This window comes from Agarilytica rhodophyticola (assembly GCF_002157225.2).
Lineage (GTDB): Bacteria > Pseudomonadota > Gammaproteobacteria > Pseudomonadales > Cellvibrionaceae > Agarilytica > Agarilytica rhodophyticola.
Genome location: NZ_CP020038.1, coordinates 1,554,133 through 1,577,974, shown reverse-complemented (window position 1 = coordinate 1,577,974; position 23,842 = coordinate 1,554,133). Strand labels below are relative to the sequence as shown.

Below are 23,842 nucleotides of genomic sequence, written 5' to 3'. Positions count from 1 at the left end.
TGTATTAAAATGAAAAGGCGAACCTATGAAGGTTCGCCTTTTTTTACTTTCAAATCTTGTAATTTAATTTAAGTTTTAAGAACCATTACAGTTGTATATAGCTCCGCAAGTAGGCAAGTTATTGCCACTGGGTAAAACCTCTAAATCACGATCCATTTCATTTCCAGTAATCACTAAACGTGAACCGTAGTAACGGATATAGTTTGTGTTATTAAACTTTAAATTTATTTGGCATGAAGAGCCAGGAAAGAAAACTGAAGGGCAATTATCAGACATCGAAAGCACATTATCATTTTCATCTACTAAGAATACATCTAAATTAGATACCGAATAGCTGCCTGTATTTTGTAAATTAATAGTAGAATACCCTCTCGTTCCCGAATCAGTTTGCGACACCGCGGCAATATGAGATGTTCCTCCAACAGAGCCTCCAGCTTCTAGTCCATCTCCACTCATTGTTAATTGCGCAACAGGATCAAAGCTACGACCATTACATTTAAACTCTGCTCCGCAAGTAGGTAAATTATCCCCACTTGGAAGTACTGTAACATTACCCATTTTTTCAATAATTAAACGCTCGCCGTAGTAACGTATATAATTAGGGTTATCGAAACGTAATCTAAAGTAACAAGATTCACCCGGATCTAATGTTGTTGGTGTGTCACATGAACCGCGAGTAATAGAAAGCTGAGGATCAACGTTTTCTAAGCGACCATAAACTCCATATACAGGCGTATTGCCAATATTATGAATCCAAATGTATTTATCACATGAACCTTCGTGTCGCATACAAGAAGAGACGCCAGCGATATGTGTCGTCCCCCCCACAAAAGACCCATACTCCAAGCCTGTTACCAGAAGTGTTCCAGTGGCACCACCAACAATCACATCGTCTTTTTCTTTTTTTCCAAAATCGGAAGCGAGAGCTTGGGGTAAAAATATAAAAAAACTAACAACACTTAAAAACAATTTAAAACGCATCATAAATATTCCTCTTTCATGAAAACATTGTTGTTACTTAGGTTTAAATTAGCGATGAAAAACTAGCTATAAAAGCAAGTTCAAACAAAATCAGCGTAGTTAAGTTTTATTAATTCAAGCAAGCCGTTTGTGGTGAAATATACTTTTTACACGGTGAGAAGTAGCTACAGTGAGACGAAAAAATATTGTGGATATTTAACGGGAATATTTAAAAAGACAAAAAGAAATTTTGTGCGACACACAAAAATTAATACTACATCGATGATGTTAGCCAATACCTATTGATCACTAGCAAGTGATACTAGCAGCCATTTCATAACCGCAGAGCTTATCGATATAACATTTGCACGTTATGAAATGGCTTCTAAATAAAAAATAATAAGACGAGTTATTCCAAAAATAACTGATAAGCTTGGTTGTCTGTTTCTTCCCAATAATTAAAATGCAACTCATCAAGAAGTTTTTCCAATGCCAACTTTTCACTTTGTTGCACTTGCATACCCACCAGAACTCGGCCAAATGCGGAACCGTGATTGCGGTAGTGGAACATAGAAATATTCCAACGTCCTGCTAGTTTCGTTAAGAAAGTTAGCAAGGCACCTGGTCGTTCTGGAAATTCGAAACGGTAAATAATTTCGTCTTTTACATTTACACCATGGCCGCCTACCATATGACGAATATGATTTTTTGCCATGCCGTTGTCTGTCATGTCCACTACGGCATAATCCGCTTCTTGCAATGTATGAATAATATCTTCGCGATCACCGTTTTCAGGCGACACCTGTATTCCTACAAAAATATGGGCGTCTTTATTGTTACTATAGCGATAATTAAATTCGGTGATTGAACGTTTGCCCAACACCTGACAAAAACGTTTATAACTCCCCGCCACTTCAGGGATGGTTACCGCAAGTACTGCTTCTCGCTTTTCACCAATTTCAGTGCGCTCAGATATATAGCGCAAACGATCAAAGTTGGTGTTTGCCCCACTATCGATAGCCACCAGAGTCTTACCTTGCAAATTGTGTTGGTTGGCATATTTTTTTAAACCGGCAAGAGACAAAGCACCCGCTGGTTCGGCAATAGATCGTGTATCCTCAAAAATATCCTTAATGGCAGCACACATTTCATCGGTATTGGCCGTAACCACACCATCGATGAGATCTTTCATCACACGAAATGTTTCTTCGCCAATTTGAGCGACTGCCACACCATCAGCAAAGATACCCACATGAGGCAATGTCACCCGCTCACCAGCCTCCATTGCCGCCTTTAAACAGGCAGAGTCTTCCGCCTCCACGGCGAAAACTTTGATCTCGGGACGCACAGTTTTAATATAGGCCACCATACCTGCACACAAACCGCCACCACCAACAGGAATAAACACTGCGTCTATATCTGCAGGATGTTGGCGTAGAAGCTCCATAGCAACAGTGCCCTGTCCTGCAATGACATCGGGATCATCAAAAGGAGGGATATAGACCATGCCGGTTTCGATCACCAGCTTGCGGGCGTGGGCTGAAGCTTCGTCAAAAGCATCCCCCATGAGCACGACCTCAGCTCCTCGGCGGCGCACGGCATCCACTTTAATCGCTGGCGTCGTCTGTGGCATGACGATAGTTGCCTTAATATTGAGATGTTTGGCTGCTAAGGCCAAACCTTGCGCATGATTGCCAGCCGATGCCGCAATGACACCAATAGCTTTCTGTTCATCGCTGAGATGAATGAGCTTGTTGTAGGCACCGCGAACTTTAAAAGAAAATACGGGCTGTAAGTCTTCTCGCTTAAGCAATACCTGGTTTTCAATTCGACTTGAAATTAGCGGCATTGGATCTAAAGGTGTTTCAACGGCGAGATCATATATACGCGCATCTAGAATGCGCTTCAAATAGTCCTGGGGCATGGTAATAAGGCTGTAGCTCTGTCTAATTAGTGTCTATACCAAAACACCCATCCTGGGTTGATTTGGTTGTCGCAAACCGCAAATTAAAAAACATACGATCTTGCAATATTGTAAAACAAGTAAAATAAAGAGGCGCAATACTAATCTATAGCAGCCCACAAGTCATGGTTGCATCGCGAACTATACGTAAATAGGAATGCCTATAATACGTTATCGCCAAAGTGCGTAATGTATGTTTATGAAATACCCCAAAAACTAAGGTAGAATGTGCGCCGAATAGGCTTTGACCAATACCACAACAACGATAACCTTTAGGATCTGCTCACACTCCAAGTCAAATATTATTGAATAAAAGTGTTGGCAGCTCCTAACGCAGTATGAGCTTTACCATGACACAGGATGAATTGAAACGCGCAGTCGCTGCAGCAGCCATTGAATATGTTGTCCCAAAACTGGGCCCAAACGATATCCTCGGTATCGGTACTGGCTCGACAGCCAATTTCTTTATTGACTTGCTGGCGCCATACAAAGAACATTTCGCAGGCACTGTCGCCAGCTCACAAGCGTCAGCAACGAGGCTTACTAGCCACGATATACCTGTATTTGACCTCAACGAGATGAGTTCTATTGCAATTTACGTAGACGGCGCGGACGAATCCAATCAGCAGCTGCATTTAATAAAAGGGGGCGGCGCAGCCCTAACACGAGAAAAAATTGTCGCAGCGAACGCCAAAGAGTTCGTTTGCATCGCCGATGAGAGCAAATGGGTAGAGACTTTGGGCGCCTTCCCACTGCCTGTCGAAATTATCCCAATGGCACGCGCTTACGTCAGTCAACAATTACAGCACTTAGGTGGTAAACCCGTATATCGCGAAGGTGTTGTCACAGACAATCATTGCCATATCCTAGATGTGCATGACTTGCATATAGATGATGCCATCACCCTTGAACAGCAAATAAATCATATAACCGGTGTGGTTACCAATGGACTATTTGCAATGCGCGCGGCTGACATCATGCTGCTGGGCACTAGCAAAGGCGTGCGCTCCATTGTTCCTACTTCATAGTGAACGCTATAATGCATCTATCCCCGATAGAAGAGCAGTCGATATTGGCCACAAGCCAATAGCACCACCAAACCTAAAGGTATTAATTTGCCAACGATACAAACCTTGTATCGGCGCACAAGCAATGTATTCCCTGCGCATAAACACTGGCATATTTTTAAGATCATATTTTTAAGATATAGAGACCATAATGAACCTAGCAAGAACCTCACTTGAAAAGGATAAAATTAAGTTCGTACTACTCGAAGGCGTTCATCAGTCTGCGGTTGACAGTCTGACCCACGCGGGCTATCGCAATGTAGATTATGTGAGTACGGCACTGACGGGAGATGAGTTGAAAGAGCGGATTAAAGATGCCCACTTTGTTGGCATTCGCTCACGAACCCAACTTACGAGCGATGTATTTGAAGCCGCAAACAAGTTAATCGCGGTAGGATGTTTTTGTATCGGCACCAATCAGGTCGACCTGAAAGCAGCTCAGGAAAAAGGCGTAGTAGTTTTTAATGCACCTTTCTCTAATACACGAAGTGTGGCCGAACTTGTCATTGCACAGGCTATTTTATTGCTACGTGATATTCCTTCTAAAAACGCGGGGTGCCACAGAGGCGAATGGAAAAAATCAGCCCAAGGTTCTTATGAAATTCGCGGTAAAACCCTAGGCTTAATTGGCTACGGCTCTATCGGCAGCCAAATCAGTGTGCTAGCCGAAAGCTTAGGTATGACGATTATCTTCTACGACGTGGTAACCAAGCTCACCATGGGTAACGCGATACAGTGTAAGTCACTTAACGAATTGCTTGCCAAAGCTGACATTGTTAGCCTACATGTACCCGAAACGCCAGACACTAAAAATATGATCAGTGAACGAGAACTGGCGAGTATGAAACAAGGTGCTGTTCTCATTAATGCCTCGCGTGGCACCGTTATTGATATTGACGCTTTGGCACAAGCCCTTGAAAGCGGGCACCTCGCTGGCGCCGCCATCGATGTATTCCCAAAGGAACCAAAGAGCAATAATGAAACCTTTGAAAGTCCTCTTAAACAATTTGATAACGTTATTCTTACGCCTCATATCGGTGGTTCAACGATGGAAGCACAAGAGAACATCGGTTATGAAGTGGCTGAAAAACTTATTAAATATTCGGATAACGGTACTACCTTATCATCTGTGAACTTTCCTGAGGTAGCGTTACCAACTCACAGAAATGTGCATCGCCTACTTCATGTGCATAAAAATATTCCCGGTGTACTAACGGCTATAAACCAAATTTTATCAGAGAATAATATTAATATTTGTGGCCAGTATTTACAGACCAATGACAAAGTAGGTTATGTGGTTATCGATATCGACAGCCAGTACAGCGAAACGGCACAAAAGCATTTGAAGGAAGTAAATGGCACAATACGTTGTCGGGTGTTGTACTAGTAATAATCCTAAAAAGTATTACTTTTTTCAGACAAGGGTGATGCCATATCACCCTTAAGCCTCATTAAAGAAGTCGATAATTTTAGTAAACATAGGATTTCGTATCTCATCCCCTTCATTAACAAGGTGATGTTTTGCTGAAGCGAGCATCTTCACTTGGCAAAAAGGAAACCTAAGTTGGATACGAGGGATGTTTTTTTCCCAGCCGACGGTACCATCATCATCCCCTTGTATAATCAGGGTTTCTGTTTTGGAGGTGGAGAAGGTATCGAAACGATTAATCCATTGCCTCATTGCACCTATCCATTCCACAGAAATATTGCGAGGTTGCAAAGGATCGTGTGTTTTAAGAAATTCACAAAACCCTGGACGACACGAATTTTCGGTAAAACTTCGCCCGACAAAGCGCACAAACTTATGCAAAATTAAATAGGCGATATTGATCATTGGCCAATTGCGCGGCTGAATCAGTGGTGCCAGTAAAATTAACTTAGAAAATTTCTCACCCTCAATTGCCAATACATAATTAAGCAGTGCTGCGCTTCCCGTGCTTTGACCAATGGCATAAATAGGCTTACTAATTTCACTATCTAAAGCCATTAATACATCTCTAATAACAACAGCATATTCAGTAAAACTCCCGATGACTGCCGGTTCGCCCTCACTTAAGCCATGCCCTGGAAAATCAATAGCAACCACACAATAATTATCCATAACTAGCAAGTCGATAAGATCAAGATATAAACCTACGTGATCAAATAATCCATGAGCGACAAATACAGTGCCTTTTGGTTGATCAACAGACCAATAATGACAAGCAACCTTGTGACTGACTGCCTTGAGAAAACCAAGAGTGTAACGGGCCTTATCAGCAGCCTCCATTGAAGCAAAGCCATAGGTTTGAAAATAACAGTCTAGATCAGTATCAACATCATCAAATGATACAGTGGAAGTAGAGTCAAACTGAGGGAGCTTGTGCTCGACAGCTTTGATAATATCCAACGTCAGTTTGTTATCAATTTTAAAATTTGGCATATGCATTCACTCTAAAGCTTAAGCTTATAGCTGTTAACCCTAATACTAACTAAGCTTATCAGCAAGATATATTTGTCTACTAACTAGACCCAAAATGCTGATGTTTAGCATCATCTACAGATAGCATAGGGAATCCTTTGCCAACCAGAGCTTTAATAAGAGTAGATTCCAGCCTTCGAGCTGCGCTCTTTCCAAGAGGAATCGCCACATAAATAAATTCACAATCTTTTTTCAATTCAACTTTCCTATGTGCTTCAATGCGGGCGTTAATATTATCTGTTTCACCTACGTAATAAAAACCGAGAGAAGTCCGTAAAATATAAAGTGTACTAAATTGGCTATCAACAGCAGGAGCATAGGTTTTAGCGGCGATAGTTTTCACTGTTTCGAGAGGTTCGCCGGTGATATCACTCATTAAATGTCGGGCAGCAGATAAGGAATATATCTGATATTTTTCTACTGGTTCATTGACCTCAGCTATTGCGTCTTGCCGGAAATCTTTTTTTCCAGTAACTGTTTTGTACTCGCTAGTATATGCAGTGGCAATATATGCGGCTTCAATTTCTTGCGCTCGCGCAATAATTTTTTCGCTAATGCCAAGCTCAGATGCAGTTTGATACGCGGCAGAACTTAAACATCTACCGGCCGCTATTTTATAGCTGGGCTTGTTATTATCCGTTGCCATATAAATAAGTTGCATAGCGTCAAGCTGTACTGCAGGATTAACAAAGAGTTCATGCCAGTGAGTTGAGAAAATACCAGACACATTTTTTGCCTGTAAATGCTCAAGTATACTGCCAGCGATTGCGTGACCTGAGCGAGTTTCAGTACCTTTACCTAATTCATCAATTAAAACTAAAGTGTTTTTCGATGCATCACGCAGGGCAATATTAATGTCATTCATCTCCACCGCAAAAGTAGATAAGCCCGCGGCAGGATCATCGTAACTTCCAGTTCTCAGATACCAACCGTCAATCGGCTTTGAAAAACTAATACGTTTTGCCGGAAACATAAACCCAGAGGAAGCCAGTAAGGTGACAACAGCAGCAGAACGAATAGTGGTAGACTTTCCAGCCATATTATGGCCCGTTAATACCGCCATGCCGTCTAGTTTCAAAGAGTTTTTAACAGCAGTATGTTTGCCCATCCAATAAGGAAAAAAACCTTCCAAATGCAAGGGCAGTGAGTCATCATAATTGACAGCTAAACTCCATCCCTTAGGTCTGCATGCTTTGCTATGCAACATTAACATGCGCATTAAATTAGAAAAAGTAGCCAAGTGCGCAATGGAAAGACTATGAGGCGCTAGCTTTTTAGAAATATCCGTTAACAACGAGGCAATACTGAGACGAGCTTGTTCCGCAGCGAGCTTATACTCCTGTAAATACTTCTCAGCTCGTATACTTGTCCAACGATCTTTAACGGTTTTACCATAACGATCCACCGGATGATGAAGATTATAGATATTAGCTTCTTTTTGGGTAAGTGGCCCTCGCATCCAAATCGCCTTGTTATGAATATCAAAGGATAATGCCCAAGGCTTAATCTTTTTATTATCTTTGCGAGTAACTTCACGCTGCTCAATTAATGGAATTAACTCTTCAGTCAGTACTTTTTCATAGCGCAGGGCTGCCCGCTTGACACGCTGATAACATTCAAAAATTTCCTCCGAAGAAGTTTTAGCAACATGCCCTCGAAAGTCATATTCAATATATTCAAATAAATGTTTAGAGATCAAATCATGCTTCGGCACATAAACATGATCATCGCCTTCAGGTAACACCGTCGTCAAGGTATCCAGAATAAGTTGACTGACATAACCAAGCTTTTTCACATCGATGCCAAAATTAAGGTTGTGCGCTACCACTCGTAAAATATGTGTCAAAGACCAAGTCTCAGCTGAGCTATAACAGGCTAAAAAACTTTCGGCCACTTTAAATAAGTCTTTTAAAATATCAGGACTTGCTTCATGTTTCTGCAAAGTTTTAACGTAGCGTGCTGGATTGGCAACCGGAAATTCGGGAATTGCAAGTGCTATCGTGGTCAGTGTTGTTAAAGCTTGCCTTATATCTTCTGCAACAGATTTTGGTGGTGGATTTAATAAAAAACTTTTTAATAAATTACTACAGGTCACCGGGCTGCCTTTTGGCAACATATATTCTATTAACTTCGGGACACCTCGCTCGCGTAAAATACCCATTTGTTGAGCACTGCTAAGATATAAAGGCGCTGGTGTAAGCTCATGGTTATGATGGATAGGATATACATGAGTAAAAGAGCAATCTGCAGACAAATTCAAATCGATTTTAATTAACTCCTCCATACGACGAGCAAAATCTTTGGGCAGGTAGACATCAATACGTATTAGGTGTTCATGTTGTAAATGGCCATCAATGATAAACTGTTGATCCACATTTTCATGGCAGAATACATGGCCAAAACGTCCGGCATAACGAGACAGTCGAGCTAAAGCAGCTTCCTTGGTTAAACCCTCCATAGTTAACACAGTTCGCAAGTCTGGATTAATCTCAACTACAGTGATACCACGCTTGTCCATTACAATGCCGAACTCAGGTGGAGATTCGGGAAATAATAGATCACTACGAGCTTTGTCCATAGCTAAGCCGTGGGTATAAATTGGTGAAGAAGGTGTGACAATTTCCGCGATAAAACGTGTTTTACGCCCGCTTTTTGTTAAATCTTCAGCTTGTTCACAAATCACTACCGAGAAGCCAACAGAAGTGAGATCATTCAACACTTTTTGAATATTTGCCAGAGGAGTACCTGCGCGAACACCACGGCGCCCCATACGGTTCAAGCCACAATATTCCACCAAGAATACAGAATCGATGCCCCAGGTTTCATAGAACTCACCGATTTGTACGATAACAATTTTTTCCGGGTGCTGCTTTTTCACACAGATCAGGAAATCGATATTCGATTCCTTCTTGCCGTCACTGTGCTTGAACCCCTTCCAGAAAGGGTTATCTGCATCACCAATACCTAAAGGTCTATTAGCATCCAGGTCGTCGGCCATGCGCGCGGCAGAAGGATGGGAGATAGAAGCCAATTTCTCTAACCAAAACGGCGCATTAATCAACAAAACATCATTATTCGTACTAAGTGTCATAAAACATATAGCTTTCTTAGGAACATAGCCACCTATTATACCCCGAAGGCTCCAACATCTGACCACCGGGGTAAACCGCCTACTTAGAGGCAACAAAAGCCATCATCGCTTATAGTTATAGATGCCTACTCATTTGCAGGACATATTCCTGAAATCACTCAGAGTTATCTAGGCCTCAACACCCTTGAATTTAATCAAAATCCAACTAATCTTTATTCTTAAGAGACATTGTAAATCCATCTTATTTTTAAATATGTACCTAAACATGATGATTAAAAGTATACTTTTTCTGTTTTTAGTCATCTTCGTTAATGCTTCTCAAGCAAATGACATAGATCGCCTAAAAACCCAATATCAGAGGCCATCAACAATTCCCTTCCCTAAGGATAATCCCTATAGCGCAGAAAAAGCTATGTTAGGAAAAATGCTGTTTTTTGATCCTCGCCTTAGTAAACATCAAAATTTAAGTTGTGCATCTTGTCATAATCCTTCTTTTGGCTGGGAAGGGGCTCTGGCTAGATCTGTTGGCACTATGAATACTGAACTGGGCCGCCATAGTCCGACATCACTTAATATGGCTTGGGGCAAGACTTTTTTTTGGGACGGTAGGGCTAAAACTTTAGAAGAGCAAGCATTAGGCCCGATACAAAGCGATGTCGAGATGGGACTAGAACTAACAGAGTTGGAGTCTCGTTTAAAAAATATAGATGGATATAACAAATTATTTAGTAAAGTCTTCAACGACGGAATCACCTCTGACAATGTTGCCAAAGCTATCGCCACTTTTGAAAGAACCGTTGTATCTGGCGTATCACCGTTTGACCTCTGGATTGAAGGTGATGAAGGGTCAATATCAGAAAGTGCTAAAAAAGGCTTTGTTATTTTTAATAACAAGGGGCGTTGTGCTAGTTGCCATCAAGGTTGGAATTTTACAGATAATAAATTTCACGATATAGGAATCGATACCGAAGATGAAGGAAGATATCTTATTGATTCATCATCTGAAAAAAACCGGTATGCATTTAAAACGCCAGGCTTAAGAAACATCGCTCAACGTTCACCGTATATGCATACCGGGGATATCAAAACCCTACAAAGTGTTATTAACCATTACATTATGGGCGGCGAAAAAAGGCCTTCTCTATCTAAAGATATGCAGCCCATTATGTTATCTAATGAAGAAATAGAACAACTGACTGATTTTCTAAATACACTCCAAGGGGATGATCGTCCCATGTCACTACCCATCTTGCCTTTGTAGGTTACGCTTTGAAAATTACCACCAAACTCATACTAAGCTTCTTATTTCTGATTTTAATTTACGATGCCACTATTCTTTTCTCCGTAAAATACTTTGACAAGAATAATTTAAAAACCATAGAAATGAGTGAAGTTCAACTTACTTCTGTCAACAATATCAGAGCGTCCTGGGAATCCTTTATACATGCGCGAGACTTTAGCATGTCAATTTTGGAAATGACAGACATGGAAGAAAAATCAAAGATCAAAAAAAAGTTCAATCAATATTTCGATGAATTTTTAATGCGGCTAAATAGGGTTAAAAAGTTATACCCTCCTAACTCACAAGAGCACACTGAAATACAGAAAGCTGTAGATCTTGGTTTACGTTGGAAAGAAAATAATATCACTTTATTACTATCAGATAACAATCTAGCTATCCCTTCTATGCTTGAGATCGACAATATTACGCAAGCTCTTGAAAAAGACCTAAATAATTTAGTCGCTAGTATTGTCAAAAAATCAGAACAAGGTTTTCTAAGAATTAAAGCGGAACAGAGTAATACATTCGATAAGATAATGGCGATAGCTCTATCGATTACTATATTTACTTTTATCTTATCCTTATTCTTATCGCTCAATTTAGCTAAAAATATTAAATCTATCAGCCAGTTGATGTGCTCTTTGGCTAGAGGAGAAACAGATATCACTATTCCATTTCAAAAAAATCAGAATGAGATTGGTGAAATGGCGAGAAATCTCGAAGTATTTAGGAAAAATGATGAAATCCGTCGATCTATTAATAAAAATGTAGAAGATACTGTACACAGCCTTGCAGATAGCGCTTCAAAAATAAATAGTTTCTCTTCTGATATCAGCGAAGACCTCGACAAACAGAAAAGTACTATTCACTCCGTCGATGAAAAAATTAAAATATCGTCACAAGAGCTGAAAGAAATGAATGCTCAGTCCGAGGCGACGCTAGAGAGCATTCAAACAGCTTCGAGTTCTACAGATAACATTAACAACCAAATAAAACGCTCACAAGAAGTTACTGCGACCTCAGTACAACAAATTGAATATGTGTACACTCAAGTATCGACACTTGAGAAAGACAGTGTAAAGATTGATGAAGTATTACAAGTTATTACCACTATTGCTGAGCAAACGAACTTGCTTGCACTCAATGCCGCTATCGAAGCCGCTCGCGCAGGGGAGCAAGGCAGAGGCTTTTCTGTTGTTGCCGATGAAGTGCGCAATTTAGCCACTAAAACACAAGAGTCGACACAAAATATCCAGGAAATCATTTCTAACATTCAAGTGGGCACTAAAGACGCTGTAGATGCTATTGGAAAAAGTAAAACCCTCACCTATGAAAATCAGGAGGTGGTTTCTGAGGTGCATGAGGCCATGAAAGAAATTGATAAGGCAATAGCTATTGCAGCAGAAAATAACAAGTTAATCTATCAGCAAGCTAACAACCAACACGAACAAATGCTACAGATGGAGAACAGCATGGTCGAAACCCAAGGAATTGCACAGGCATCCCTAGATAGTGCAAGATCACTAGTGGAGATTGCACAAGGCTTAGATGACCTAAGTACTAACCTCACACAAACGGTTAAAGGTAGTGCTTAGGAGCGTCTCTATTAATAAGTTTTAGCACTGCTCCAGCCTGGCGCCCTTTCAAGCAAAATAGCTTATCATTACTCACTAAACACACCGGTCTTCCATTCGATCACATGCTTATAATCCTCACCAGGCTCAACCCAGCGAAAAGGAAAATGTGATTTGTTTGGGCTGTCGGGGTAAAACTGAGGCTCCATACAAAAAGCATTATAACGAATATGCCCTTCACCATCGATGTAATTACCGGTATAAAATTGCATACCAGGCAAAGTACTATAAATTGACAGCATACGGCCACTGTCTCGATCTCTCACATTAGCACGAAGCTTGATATCTGATACATTTCCGGACCAAGGTTCGAAGCAATAGTTGTGATCATAGCCCTGTGATTTCTCCAGTGCTTGCGCGAGAGGAAATAAACTTGCCGATAGAGACTCATATTCGCGAAAATCAAAAACACTATTTTCTACATCTTGATACTCGCCAGTAGGCACTAGTGTATCATCGGCAACTAGTATTTTATCGCTGAAGATTTGAAACTCGTGAGAATCTAACGCTCGCGCTTTTTTATTCATCGCATCGCATGACAGATTAAAATAGCCATGTTGCGTTAAAGACACGGGCGTCTTTTTATCGCTCTGTGCGTGCATACTCAAGCGCAGGCGATTATCATTAAATAATTCAAAGGTAATTTCCACTTGAATATTTCCAGGAAAACCTTCGCTGCCATCGGGAGAGTTGATTCGCAAAACTAGCGTGGGGACATCATTGACGATTCCTGCATCTACAATATCCCATACACGATAAGCAAATGTAGATGGCCCGCCATGTAATAAATTGTCGCCGTGATTTTTTGTTAGCGAGTAATGCTTTCCATCCATGTCAAAACCAGCACCGCCAATTCTATTGGCAAAACGCCCTACAACAGAGCCGACAAAAATACCTTGTTGTTCATAATCACTTAGAGAAGGATAACTAAGGCAAATATTGCCAATATCTCCTCTGCGATCAAAACAATTAAGAGCGACTAGGGTTGCACCAAAGTTTGTTATTTTTGCTTCCATTCCCGCATCGTTGCGCAGGCAAAAAAGAGTGCAAGGAATATTGCTCGATGTTTCACCAAAAGAATGTTGCGTTAGAGATGCCATTAAGTTTCGCTCACTGTAGCGGTTTTTATTAACCCAACACAATTAAATATTACACTAGTACTTAAGTGCGAATAACCAAATGCTGGGTTTATAAGGCTTATTTACTTAAATATATGGGAAGCCTATTCATAACCTTTGGGGTTTTGGGACTGCCAACGCCAGGTATCATCCACCATACGATCAATATCAAATTCAGCTTTCCAACCGAGGTATTGTGCTGCATAACTAGGATCTGCGTAACATTCGGCAATATCACCAGCTCTGCGGGCCACAATTTCGCAGGGAATTTCCTTACCGCATGCTTTTTCAAATGCTTTCACTATTTCCAATACACTATACCCCTTACCTGTTCCCAGATTGGTGATATAGCTACCCGCCTGTGCATCGATTAATTTCTGTAGAGCTTTGACATGCCCTTTAGCCAGGTCAACCACATGAATGTAATCTCGCACACCTGTACCATCAGGCGTTGGATAATCACCACCGAATACTTTTAGTTGTGGTAACTTACCTACAGCTACTTGAGCAACAAAGGGCAAAAGGTTATTGGGTATGCCTTGAGGATCCTCACCGATTAATCCACTTTCATGAGCACCTATCGGATTAAAATAGCGCAAAATCGATACTTTCCATGCAGACTCAGGGGTTAAACATAAGTCCTGCAAGATTTCCTCAAGCATTAATTTACTGCGACCATAAGGATTAGTAGCACCGGTGGCAAAGTCTTCTTTTATAGGCACTGTTTCCGGATCACCATATACAGTGGCCGATGAACTAAACAAAATTTTATTAACGTTGTTAGCCTCCATCACTTGGCACAAAGAGACCGTACCACTGATATTATTTTCGTAGTAACGCAGAGGGAACTCACAAGATTCGCCAACAGCTTTTAAGCCGGCAAAGTGGATAACTGAATCAATACTATGCTCAGCAAAAATTTTTTCTAGCGCAGCTTTATCGCGAATATCCGCTTCTACAAAAGGGACTTTTTTACCGGTAATTTTTTCCACGCGTTTTAAGGCTTCAGGCTTACTATTACAAAAGTTATCAATAACTAAAATATCAAAACCTGCATCAAGTAATTCAATACATGTATGGCTGCCGATATATCCCGCACCACCGGTTACTAATACTGTCATAAACTTTTCCTAAAATAAGATATTTGGATGTAACACCTAGCGCAATACTCTTTGCACGGCATCTTTCCATCCGTCAATATTTGATTGTCTGTCACTAGCACCCATTTGCGGTGTAAACGCCCGCTCTATCTGCCAAGTTTTGCTAATGTCCTCTAAATCTGAATAAATGCCAGCCTTCAAACCTGCCAAGAACGCCACACCCAAAGCCGTGGTTTCTGTAATACAAGGTCGATCGATCTGTATATTTAATGTGTCGGATAAAAATTGCATCAACCAGCTGTTAGCCACCATACCACCATCTACTCTCACTCGTTGAGGCAATGAAGCGTCGGCCGACATGGAGGAAATAAGGTCATAGGTCTGGTAACAAACAGACTCTAAACTAGCCCGCACCACTTCAGCTCTGCCGGTACTACGAGTAATACCAAATAGTGCACCTCTTACATCCGGCTCCCAATATGGGGCTCCGAGCCCCGTAAAAGCCGGGACTAAATACACACCGCCGTTATTATCAAGGTTTTTTACCAGCTCTTCTGTTTGCTTAGCATTATCAATCAAGCCCAGCTCATCTCTTAACCATTGCACTGCGGCACCAGCAATAAAAATTGAACCTTCCAGTGCATAGGTGGTTTTACCTTCTAGCTGATAGGCCACTGTAGTGAGTAGACGATGCTCAGAATTTACTGCTTCACTGCCAGTATTCATAAGTGCAAAACAGCCTGTTCCATAGGTACTTTTAGTATCCCCAATATCAAAGCAGCATTGTCCAATAGCGGCTGCTTGCTGATCTCCTGCTACTCCAAAGATAGGGATCTCTCTCCCCAAAATACCACTATCGGTGACACCAAAATCAGCGGCACAATCCAACACCTCTGGCAATACTGAACGCGGCACACTGAAAATATCCAGCAAAGTCTCATCCCAATCGCCTGTATGGATGTTGTAAAGGTTAGTGCGACTGGCATTGGTGGCATCGGTTACATGCTTTTTATTGCCTGTTAAGCGTGAGATAAGGAAGCTATCGACAGTGCCGAAAGCCAATTCACCGGCATCGGCCGCAGAGCGAGCGCCATCAACGTTATCGAGAATCCAGGCTACCTTTGTTCCAGAAAAGTAAGGGTCAAGAAGAAGGCCAGTACGTTCATGCACACTATCTTCAAGGCCTTTTTCTTTTAGAGTTTGGCATACCTCTGAGGTCCTGCGATCTTGCCAAACAATAGCATTATATATGGTTTTACCAGTGACTTTATTCCAAACTAAAGTGGTTTCTCTTTGGTTCGTAATACCAATGGCCACCACCTTATCACCGCCTTTCTCAGCTTCTGCCAGAGCTTCTTTGGCCACCCATACAGTAGTAGACCATATGTCTTCTGGATCATGCTCAACCCAACCGTTGTTAGGATAGTGTTGTGGAAATTCTTGTTGCGCCACGGCCACAATGTTTGCTTCATGATCAAAGACTATTGCACGACTACTTGTAGTACCTTGATCCAGTGCAAGTATCAGTTTTTTTTCACTCATCTCCTAACCTCACCAACGTTCAATACTTTTTATTATTCTGTTTAGCCCGCATTAACTGTGAGCTGCAGTGTGTATATTAATACACAGGCTGTGTCGATTGAATATATTCCTCAAGCTTGGCTTGTGCTTGCTCACCAAAAAGAATGGCACAGGCTTCTTGTAGCCCCTTTGCTTCTAGCAACTCTTCGCGGCGCACAACCAGAGATATTTTTGAGCGTCTGCGCAGAAAGTCTTCTAATTTCGTAATCATTTCATGCTTGGCAGCGTATTCAATTTCACAGCGAATGTACTCTGCGTTCTCAATCAGCAGTCTTGCTTGATCTCTATCTTCTCGTATTTTTTCTAGTAAGCCGATAGCATTGGCACCATAGCGACGCCAGAGTCTCTCAGAAAGCGGTTCTGCAGCCTTCTCCCAGGTCATCGCGTCAAGATCCATGGATTTAGCTTCATGGAAAAATTGCTCTTTGATGACATCGTCAGCTTCACCATACCACTTCTTATTGGGATCACTCAGTTCTATTCCCATACTGGAAATAATTTCTGCTACTTCATCCCCGACATTAATACAATCGGTCAATTTGCCACCAAAAATACTCATGTACTTCTTCTCGGGGTTGGTATCAATGGCGTGTTTGCGTGATAGCTGTACCCAGTTCGCCTCACCATCGCGCCCCTTGATAGCTAAGGGACGAACACCACAGCGCTCGGCAATAATATCATCTTTAGTAAGGGGCTTAGGCAGTTCGAGCAGTTGATTAACATTCTCCAAAATGAAATTACGATCTTCCTCTGTTACTTCAGATAGGGGGCTTTCCACCTGGGTATCTGTAGTGCCAATACAGGTTTTACGCCCCATAGGTATGACAAAGAACAAACGACCATCGCTGGCAAAGAAAGCTAGTACTCGCTGGCTATCAGTGATCTGATCAACGATCAAATGCACCCCCTTGGAGAACAAGTGATGGTGCTCGGTAGTTTCCTTGGTCATATCATTAAGTTGATCAACAAAGGGGCCGGCAGCATTAATAATCGCCTTAGTTTTAATCTCGAACGACTCTTCGGTAATCTCGTCTTTGGCTTGTACAGTCCAGACTCCGCCCTCGTACTTGCCTCCCTGAGAGCTGATATAATTACTGGCAATGCAACCATAATTCATACTTGAGCGAATAAAATTAAACACAAAGCGTGCATCATTATCGAATAGATAGGCATCAGAGTATTCAAACCCTCCACTGGAATTTTTAACATCGATAACATTCTCACGCTGCTTGATTTTTGCCGCCGCTAAGTAATGCGGCATCTGAGTAAAAAAGCGGCCAAATAACCAGTATAAAAGTGTTCCCATGTAGATAAATAAAGGGGGAAATCTAAAACCCTTTTGGATACAGGTAAGAAAACGAATTTCTTTCACAGTAGAAGGATAACTGCTCATTAAGTGATTGCGGCTTTTGCATAACTTATTAACAAGTAAGTATTCATGACTTTCTAGATACTTAATCCCTCCCCACGCCAAGTTTGAAGAGTTGGAGCTGGTAAAGCCTGCAAAGTCACCTTTGTCAATTAGGCCCACTTTCGCGCCTTTAGCAGCTAAGGAGGCAGCGGCAACAGCACCGTTGATACCACCGCCGACGATGAGTACGTCGAACACACCTTCTTTTAGCTTACTGATATTACTTGTTCTCAATGACATTTAAATTATCCTGATTAAATCAAAAATTTTGCTCAGCGACTGTAAATAACAGCTTACGTGCTTGCTACTATGTAAAACTGCTTGTTGGTACTAAATTAATGTTAGCTCTTACACATTCGGTCTACATACGTAGAATAATCCAATAAAAATCAATTACTTATTAATTACTTTTATTCTAAATATTTGGGCTTGTTAACTTTATGCGAGCTACTGCTAAACAAACCTTCTACAAATGACCGCTTTCTCCCTACTTTCTATGTGTCCCAGCACTAATATTTACTCATTTATTTGTGCACACTAATGAGCGTTTGGATAGAAACTAAGAGCGTGGAAAGAAATACCCATCTAAAGAAATACCCATCTATTGCATTTATCACAGTATATTTGTCAGGTATAAGTATTGGAGACATAGCTGGAGAATCCATTAAGTTTAACTCCAGTCTATGCACGCGTGCTCGCTCGTGCAATAAGACAACAACATTGGATGGTATGGCAGAATATGAATCGTTAACTCCAGCAATGACACCGATATTTAGATCATGCAACGTATGCTTAACTTTTACTCTACTACTCTACGACTTGCTTTTGCTCTAGAGTGAGAGCAAAGACACTACCAGCAGTCTCCAGTCGCGACTAATTTCCAGACTTCGTCCCTCGCTTATTCTTGTAAAAATATCTAAATAACAAAAATCTATATGCAAACTACAATCTAGTTATTTTCAGGGAAGGTATTTCCTTAAAAATACCAATACTTACGAATTATGCTCCCCAGTTTGCGTTTAAAGCACTACAATGTATGGTTTTTATAGACGCCCAAAGTATATATATGATAAATATTATGATTAACTCCTAAGTGAGTCAACTACGTTGGGCTCTGTTCATATTAATTTAATCATCCCCGTAGAGATCCCGAATTGATTGTAGGGCATATCGAAAAATTAGAATGTCGGCACAAGGTTAAGACAATACTGGCATTGAAATTGTGTCAAAAGACAATTTTTAGATAGGCTCTATAGGTATACCACCCAAAAAATTAGAATTATAGGTTCACCTTATGACAACAACGCCTTATGTCGTATTACATGGCAGTTCAAGTAGTTTGATTCTCGACTGCACAGGCAACGCTCCCGCCATGCTTTACTGGGGCACAAAACTCAGTGCAAATGTCGACCCTGGAATGCTATCCATATTGGCCAAACGGCAAATCGCAAACGGAGCAGCCACCGAAGATTTAAGCATTACTTTATGCCCTACAGATGGCGAAGGCTTTATGGGGCAAACCGGCCTGCGAGTTCATCGCAACGGTCAGTCTTGGGGGGTATATACTCAGATCGATGCTATTGAGCAACCAGACGCTCAACGCGCAATTATCAGGTCTTCTGATAAAAACTCGCGTGTCAGTATGGTTCATGAGATACACCTTGAGCCCGAGTCTAATGTTGTCAGTACTACCACTAAAATCATCAATGACTGCGAACAAGAGCTGACTGTAGACTGGTGTGCAGCGGCAACCTTCGGTATTTCGCCACAATATTCGGACGTTATAAGCTACGAAGGTCGCTGGGCAAAAGAATTCCAGCTACGCAGACAAAAGCAGTTTGTCGGCACCCACGTTAAAGAAAACCGCAAAGGCCGTACATCCCACGATAGCTTTCCCGGACTCTTACTTGCCGAGAGTCAGTGTGATGACCTAAGCGGACAGGTCTATGGCTTTCACTTAGGCTGGAGCGGCAATCACCGCTTGTGTGTCGAGCAGCTGTACGACGGGCGCGCCCTAGTACAAATGGGAGAGCTGTTGTTCCCTGGAGAAATCATACTCGGCGCCAATGAGAGTTATGAAAGCCCTATTATCTATGGATTACACTCTCAAACAGGCTTGAATGGAATATCTCAAGGCTACCACCAGTTTGTTAGAAACCATATCTTGTCAACGAAGCAACAACAAAAAGAGCGCCCCATACACTTTAATACATGGGAAGCCCTTTATTTCGAACACAGTATGGAAGCCTTAAGTAAATTGGTAAAGCAAGCGGCCGATGTAGGGGCAGAGCGCTTTGTATTAGATGATGGTTGGTTTCGCCATAGAAGAAATGATGACGCTGGTCTAGGAGACTGGTATGTGGAAGAAAGCATCTACCCTGAAGGTCTGGGCCCACTCATCGAGGAAGTGACCTCCAGCGGTATGGAATTTGGCTTGTGGGTAGAACCAGAGATGGTCAACCCCGATAGTGACTTATATCGTCAACACCCTGATTGGATCTTACAAGTTCCAGGCACAAAGCCGGTAGAGTTTCGCAATCAATTTGTTTTGGATTTTTCCCGCGAAGAGGTAACGTCCTATCTGTTTGAACGTATTGACGCATTACTTAAAGAGTATGATATCGCCTATCTTAAATGGGATATGAACCGCGATATTCATCAGCCAGGCAATCATTTAGGACGTGCCAGTGTCAACGCACAAACATTAGCTTTATATAAGTTAATTGAGCGTTTGCGCACAGCTCATCCTGATGTGGAAATTGAAAGTTGCGCCTCTGGCGGAGCTAGGGCTGATTTCGGTATTTTACGCTATACCGACCGCTTATGGACATCTGACAGTAACGATGCGTTAGACAGGCTCAGTATACAACAAGGTTTGTCATTATTTTTCCCGCCCGAAGTTATGGGTTCCCACATAGGTCCAAAATTCTGTCACATCACCGGGCGGCAATTGGATATAGACCTAAGAGCAAGCACTGCATTTTTTGGCCACATGGGAATGGAAGTAAACTTATCAGAGTTTGATGAGGCGGAGGTTATTCAACTGAAAAATGCCCTCAAGCTACATAAGAAGTTTCGGCCACTCATTCATAGCGGCAACCTAGTGCGCTTTAAACTAAATGACTATTCTCATAGCTTTGGCGTTATCTCCGAGGCACAGGATCAAGCCTTGTATTCCTATACAGAAACAGGTGGCTACCCCAAACATCTGCCCGGCCAATATATATTCCACGGTCTTGATGAAAGTGCTGAGTATCGCCTGGAAATAATATGGCCTTCTAAACTTAAAGTGCCTATTTATAAAGATGTTATGGATCATATTAAAGACAAGGTATTCTCCGGTGAAGTCTTACGTCACTTTGGTCTCCAGCTTCCTATCTTAATGCCAGAAAGTGTCATTATTTTTCATGTGACTAGAGTTTAAATGCCTAAAATATAAATACTGATTTATATTTTTAATCAACATAAGTTAGAGCCTATGACTGGCTCTAACTCTCTTCAAATTATTTTTTAAAAGAACCATTTATTTTTCGTATTCACTAAGTGGTAAGACAGGTACCACTATAGAGAGCAATACGATGACACAATCTATCGGAAGTAATGCTACAAGACATGTTCAAGCTCGACCCAGTTCTGATATTTCATCAACAAGTCCCGCAAGTTCACTAGCTAGCGCACGCTCTCATGCTCAAGTGTTTCCCTCTAGCGGTACACATTTAGCAGTTCCTATAGAAAGAGATTTCTTTTCCGCCATTAGAGAGTTTGTCAAACTGCCTTCGGCTTATCATCAGAGAGAAAGAATGATGCTGGACAATTTGCGATTGGATAAATTCCACAGGGATGAATTAGCGACTATCGCGGCAAAAACGCTAGACCTAAAGGGAAAAACACAAATATTAAAAGATCGATTCGAGAATCCAGCAGATCGCGCAGCAAAAAACGAACTGAAAGCTTTCGCAAGAAGCATCGGTGTAGATATCCATCTACCGGCAGAAAAAGAGAAAATTTCTTCCGTACGCGATGCCCTAACAATAGTAAAACAAAAGCAACTAGACGTTAGCGGTGTGCAAATAAGAATGGGAGTAGACCCTGACAGCGCCTTAGTTGAAATCATTCCCCCCAAGAGAGCCACAGGCAAGCCCAAAGTACTAGCGTCTAATGGCAAATATGCACCATCACCTAAGACCGTGTATCTAAAAAATGTCAAGCCTAGAGAATATAGAACTATTCCAGGGAGTCTATCGACGAATATAACTGAAACACTCTTACATGAACTCGTGCACGCAGCGCACACAAAAACAGCGGGAGAATTAAATACATTTGGTATGTCGCAAGCGAGTTTTACCAATAGAGGTAAAAAAATAGCAGGTTCAGTTAGCATGTACGCAAGCCAAAGTCCCGCTGAATTCGTTGCGGAAACAGGAACAGCTTTATTGCTAGGTCGAAGTGTCAACCAAGAGGCTATGTCGCTATATAAAAATTTAGGCGGGCCAGAAATTTTATAATTTACCAAGCCCGACCCAGTGCCAAAATGTGTGCTCTAGGCTTGAGCTGCTCGACCAAAAATAAATGTTTCTTTATTGCCAAAAATAACACGGTTGGCAATTAATGCAATGGCAATACAAACAAATAAAGTGACAAACATCATGTGAATGAAATGCGCCCACGAATTGACAAAAATAAAGTAACCGTAGAGGCAAGTGCCCGATATTACCGCAATAATGGCCGCTCGCGCATCAACATTGCGAAATAACAAACCAACAATAAAGGTAGATAAGACTGGCATACTCAGTAAGCCATACAGTTGTTGAATCAAATTAATAATACTTTCAGCCTGTGAGTAAATAGGTACTAAGGCAACTGAGGTTACAACTAGTCCAAAGGTGATAATGCCACTTAAAACCGGAACGTTAGGTTTATCATTGATGTAATTTTCATGAATATCACACACATAAAGTGCCGCAGAAGAATTTAAAAGACTATTAAAACTTGTCAAAACAGCAGCAGCAATCGCAGCGGCAAAAACTCCCGCTAAACTTGCAGGTAAAACATCCCCAACAATTCGGCCATAGGCGGCATCACCAATATCACCATAGAGTTTGTAAGAGACAATACCGGGGAGAACAATCATTGGTGGCACAATAAGAAAACGCACAGCAGCTGCACTGAATACACCTTTTTGGGCCTCTTCAAGAGATGGCGAGGCCATTGCCCGCTGCGTAATAGTTTGATTAGTACTCCAGTAATAAATTTGAATAAAAATCATCCCAGTAAAAAGGGTGTGCCATGGTATCGGCGAATCGTCATCACCAATTAATGTCAGGCGATCTTGCGGGATACCAGAGAAATCAAAGTTTATCGCCACTAATGCCAAAACAACGACTAACATGCCCATACCAAGAAGAAGAATTCCACTGTAGGTATCAGAGACGGCAACAGCTTTTAGCCCACCAAAAATTGCATAGGCAGCACCGATAACGCCAAAGGCAATAGCAAGGGTAATCAAACTAATGTCCACATTAAACATGGACTGCATAAACAAAGAACCCGTATATAAAACACTGGGTAATAAGATAAAAATATTGCCTAATAAAAATACGCCCGCAATAACAGCACGTATGTGTCGGTCGTTATATCTTTTTTCTAACAGCTCAGTAGTGGTGGTACATTGATTTTTATAGTAAACGGGGAGAAAAACCTTGGCCAAAATAATAAGCCCGATAACACCTGCTAACTCCCACCAGGCTAACAATGCCATCTGATTGCCGTTCATGCCCACAAGCTGCTCAGTACTGAGATTAGTTAAGGTGATGGAGCCGGCTACGTATATCCAAGAAAGGCCACCGCCAGCCAAAAAATAGTCTTTATTTGAAGCACTTGTATCTGAGCTATCGCTAGCTGTTTTCTTTCTATCCTTGGCGCATTTGATAAAGGTTAAAACACCTATCAGGGCAGTAATAAAACAAAATACAATAACTTGAATAACGGTGTCTGACACAAGCAATCTCCACTAATCTATGCGCTCTATCTGGTTACTTAAATCAAAATCGTACTTTGGGAGGGAGTAAGTGGTTATTATTGTTTGATCAATAGACACTCAATTAGAATCACAAACAGACAACACGTCTGCTGATCAAATTCCCCTACAGCGTACGTTTTATTTTTCTATAATCC

At 41.5% G+C, this 23,842-nt stretch carries 17 protein-coding genes; 7 read left to right on the top strand and 10 right to left on the bottom strand.

Translation table 11 applies throughout. The features are described 5' to 3' along the window. Positions 1–75: 75 nt before the first annotated feature. Complete coding sequence (locus tag BVC89_RS06695) at positions 76–984, bottom strand: hypothetical protein (protein ID WP_086930443.1); 909 nt, start codon at positions 982–984, stop codon at positions 76–78. 385 nt (positions 985–1,369) lie between these two features. Continuing rightward, a complete protein-coding gene (gene ilvA / locus BVC89_RS06690; RefSeq protein WP_086930442.1) occupies positions 1,370–2,884 on the bottom strand; it encodes a threonine ammonia-lyase, biosynthetic in 1,515 nt (504 codons plus the stop codon). A gap of 389 nt (positions 2,885–3,273) precedes the next feature. Here ilvA and rpiA point away from each other — a divergent pair, with 389 nt between their 5' ends. Beyond that, positions 3,274–3,951 (top strand): ribose-5-phosphate isomerase RpiA, encoded by a 678-nt coding sequence (gene rpiA, locus BVC89_RS06685; protein WP_086930441.1) that lies wholly within the window; start codon positions 3,274–3,276, stop codon positions 3,949–3,951. A 6-nt stretch (positions 3,952–3,957) separates the two neighbouring features. On the opposite strand, the gene BVC89_RS30510 is transcribed toward rpiA, so the two are convergent. Next, positions 3,958–4,092, bottom strand: coding sequence for a hypothetical protein (locus BVC89_RS30510; protein ID WP_281260986.1), 135 nt, complete (start codon positions 4,090–4,092; stop codon positions 3,958–3,960). A 49-nt stretch (positions 4,093–4,141) separates the two neighbouring features. Here BVC89_RS30510 and serA point away from each other — a divergent pair, with 49 nt between their 5' ends. Continuing rightward, positions 4,142–5,377, top strand: a complete 1,236-nt coding sequence (gene serA / locus BVC89_RS06680; RefSeq protein WP_086930440.1) for a phosphoglycerate dehydrogenase — start codon at positions 4,142–4,144, stop codon at positions 5,375–5,377. A 54-nt stretch (positions 5,378–5,431) separates the two neighbouring features. Here serA and BVC89_RS06675 read toward each other — a convergent pair whose 3' ends face one another. Next, positions 5,432–6,412, bottom strand: a complete 981-nt coding sequence (locus BVC89_RS06675) for an alpha/beta hydrolase (protein ID WP_158657810.1) — start codon at positions 6,410–6,412, stop codon at positions 5,432–5,434. A 79-nt stretch (positions 6,413–6,491) separates the two neighbouring features. Beyond that, positions 6,492–9,542 carry a MutS-related protein gene (locus BVC89_RS06670; protein WP_086930438.1) on the bottom strand — a complete coding sequence of 1,017 codons (3,051 nt, stop codon included), beginning with the start codon at positions 9,540–9,542 and terminating at the stop codon, positions 6,492–6,494. A 265-nt stretch (positions 9,543–9,807) separates the two neighbouring features. On the opposite strand from BVC89_RS06670, the gene BVC89_RS06665 reads away from it, so the two are divergent. Together BVC89_RS06665 and BVC89_RS06660 are read left to right on the top strand one after the other, a co-directional pair. Then, positions 9,808–10,803 carry a cytochrome-c peroxidase gene (locus BVC89_RS06665; RefSeq protein WP_216825100.1) on the top strand — a complete coding sequence of 332 codons (996 nt, stop codon included), beginning with the start codon at positions 9,808–9,810 and terminating at the stop codon, positions 10,801–10,803. Between the two features lie 8 nt (positions 10,804–10,811). Next, positions 10,812–12,419 (top strand): methyl-accepting chemotaxis protein, encoded by a 1,608-nt coding sequence (locus BVC89_RS06660; protein ID WP_103654239.1) that lies wholly within the window; start codon positions 10,812–10,814, stop codon positions 12,417–12,419. Between the two features lie 68 nt (positions 12,420–12,487). Here BVC89_RS06660 and BVC89_RS06655 read toward each other — a convergent pair whose 3' ends face one another. The 4 genes from BVC89_RS06655 to BVC89_RS06640 all read right to left on the bottom strand — a co-directional run bounded on the left by BVC89_RS06655 (position 12,488) and on the right by BVC89_RS06640 (position 17,908). Continuing rightward, positions 12,488–13,558, bottom strand: a complete 1,071-nt coding sequence (locus tag BVC89_RS06655) for an aldose epimerase family protein (RefSeq protein WP_086930437.1) — start codon at positions 13,556–13,558, stop codon at positions 12,488–12,490. 122 nt (positions 13,559–13,680) lie between these two features. Continuing rightward, complete coding sequence (gene galE / locus BVC89_RS06650) at positions 13,681–14,697, bottom strand: UDP-glucose 4-epimerase GalE (protein ID WP_086930436.1); 1,017 nt, start codon at positions 14,695–14,697, stop codon at positions 13,681–13,683. A gap of 36 nt (positions 14,698–14,733) precedes the next feature. Next, positions 14,734–16,218 (bottom strand): glycerol kinase GlpK, encoded by a 1,485-nt coding sequence (gene glpK / locus BVC89_RS06645; RefSeq protein ID WP_086930435.1) that lies wholly within the window; start codon positions 16,216–16,218, stop codon positions 14,734–14,736. 76 nt (positions 16,219–16,294) lie between these two features. Beyond that, positions 16,295–17,908 carry a glycerol-3-phosphate dehydrogenase/oxidase gene (locus BVC89_RS06640; RefSeq protein WP_086930434.1) on the bottom strand — a complete coding sequence of 538 codons (1,614 nt, stop codon included), beginning with the start codon at positions 17,906–17,908 and terminating at the stop codon, positions 16,295–16,297. Between the two features lie 300 nt (positions 17,909–18,208). Here BVC89_RS06640 and BVC89_RS29595 point away from each other — a divergent pair, with 300 nt between their 5' ends. The 3 genes from BVC89_RS29595 (at position 18,209) to BVC89_RS06630 (ending at position 22,173) form a co-directional block, all read left to right on the top strand. Beyond that, positions 18,209–18,502: a hypothetical protein gene (locus BVC89_RS29595; protein WP_158657809.1), complete on the top strand. Its 294-nt coding sequence runs from the start codon at positions 18,209–18,211 to the stop codon at positions 18,500–18,502. Positions 18,503–18,962: 460 nt separating this feature from the next. Then, positions 18,963–21,092 (top strand): alpha-galactosidase, encoded by a 2,130-nt coding sequence (locus tag BVC89_RS06635; protein ID WP_086930433.1) that lies wholly within the window; start codon positions 18,963–18,965, stop codon positions 21,090–21,092. 154 nt (positions 21,093–21,246) lie between these two features. Further along, on the top strand, positions 21,247–22,173 hold the full coding sequence (locus BVC89_RS06630) for a hypothetical protein (protein ID WP_086930432.1): 927 nt from the start codon (positions 21,247–21,249) through the stop codon (positions 22,171–22,173). Between the two features lie 35 nt (positions 22,174–22,208). On the opposite strand, the gene BVC89_RS06625 is transcribed toward BVC89_RS06630, so the two are convergent. Further along, on the bottom strand, positions 22,209–23,666 hold the full coding sequence (locus BVC89_RS06625; protein ID WP_086930431.1) for an SLC5 family protein: 1,458 nt from the start codon (positions 23,664–23,666) through the stop codon (positions 22,209–22,211). Positions 23,667–23,842: the final 176 nt, after the last annotated feature.

Excerpts from the sequence above, each read along its gene's own strand:
- ilvA (WP_086930442.1), bottom strand. The coding sequence starts at position 2,884 with ATGCCCCAGGACTATTTGAAGCGCATTCTAGATGCGCGTATATATGAT.
- BVC89_RS06635 (WP_086930433.1), top strand. The coding sequence starts at position 18,963 with ATGACAACAACGCCTTATGTCGTATTACATGGCAGTTCAAGTAGTTTG.
- BVC89_RS06655 (WP_086930437.1), bottom strand. The coding sequence starts at position 13,558 with ATGGCATCTCTAACGCAACATTCTTTTGGTGAAACATCGAGCAATATT.
- BVC89_RS30510 (WP_281260986.1), bottom strand. The coding sequence starts at position 4,092 with ATGCGCAGGGAATACATTGCTTGTGCGCCGATACAAGGTTTGTATCGT.
- BVC89_RS06675 (WP_158657810.1), bottom strand. The coding sequence starts at position 6,412 with ATGCCAAATTTTAAAATTGATAACAAACTGACGTTGGATATTATCAAA.
- BVC89_RS06665 (WP_216825100.1), top strand. The coding sequence starts at position 9,808 with ATGATGATTAAAAGTATACTTTTTCTGTTTTTAGTCATCTTCGTTAAT.
- BVC89_RS06640 (WP_086930434.1), bottom strand. The coding sequence starts at position 17,908 with ATGTCATTGAGAACAAGTAATATCAGTAAGCTAAAAGAAGGTGTGTTC.
- rpiA (WP_086930441.1), top strand. The coding sequence starts at position 3,274 with ATGACACAGGATGAATTGAAACGCGCAGTCGCTGCAGCAGCCATTGAA.
- serA (WP_086930440.1), top strand. The coding sequence starts at position 4,142 with ATGAACCTAGCAAGAACCTCACTTGAAAAGGATAAAATTAAGTTCGTA.
- BVC89_RS06630 (WP_086930432.1), top strand. The coding sequence starts at position 21,247 with ATGACACAATCTATCGGAAGTAATGCTACAAGACATGTTCAAGCTCGA.
- BVC89_RS06695 (WP_086930443.1), bottom strand. The coding sequence starts at position 984 with ATGATGCGTTTTAAATTGTTTTTAAGTGTTGTTAGTTTTTTTATATTT.
- BVC89_RS06670 (WP_086930438.1), bottom strand. The coding sequence starts at position 9,542 with ATGACACTTAGTACGAATAATGATGTTTTGTTGATTAATGCGCCGTTT.
- BVC89_RS29595 (WP_158657809.1), top strand. The coding sequence starts at position 18,209 with ATGAGCGTTTGGATAGAAACTAAGAGCGTGGAAAGAAATACCCATCTA.
- galE (WP_086930436.1), bottom strand. The coding sequence starts at position 14,697 with ATGACAGTATTAGTAACCGGTGGTGCGGGATATATCGGCAGCCATACA.
- glpK (WP_086930435.1), bottom strand. The coding sequence starts at position 16,218 with ATGAGTGAAAAAAAACTGATACTTGCACTGGATCAAGGTACTACAAGT.